Source organism: Halomonas sp. LBP4, assembly GCF_003202205.1.
In the GTDB taxonomy this organism is placed as follows: domain Bacteria; phylum Pseudomonadota; class Gammaproteobacteria; order Pseudomonadales; family Halomonadaceae; genus Halomonas; species Halomonas flagellata.
The window spans coordinates 76,197-76,433 of the sequence record NZ_PDOG01000005.1 but is presented as its reverse complement, the minus strand read 5'-3'; the positions used below and the strand labels follow the sequence as shown (position 1 = coordinate 76,433).

The 237-nt window shown below is 75.9% G+C and carries 1 protein-coding gene; it reads right to left on the bottom strand.

From position 1 onward, the window contains the following. The coding region (locus tag CR157_RS22660; RefSeq protein WP_181422091.1) for a hypothetical protein at positions 1-237 on the bottom strand (237 nt) is incomplete at both ends.

Here is a 237-nt window from a genome sequence, read left to right as displayed (position 1 = left end):
GCCACGGTGGCGGCGAAGGTGTAGGACTGGTCGGGCTCGACGCGCAGCGGGCCGCGCACCCGGGCCCGCGGCGGGTGCACATCGCGGAACTCGACGCCCTTGCGGTCCATGGCGTAGGCGTCGCGGTCGCTCGCGGGGGCGAGCGACGTCCGTGCCCGGGCCCGCAGGCCGATGCGGTCTTCGTGGTCGCGGGTCAGGGTCAGCGTCTTGCCGGTGTGCGGCCAGCTCTGGCCGCCA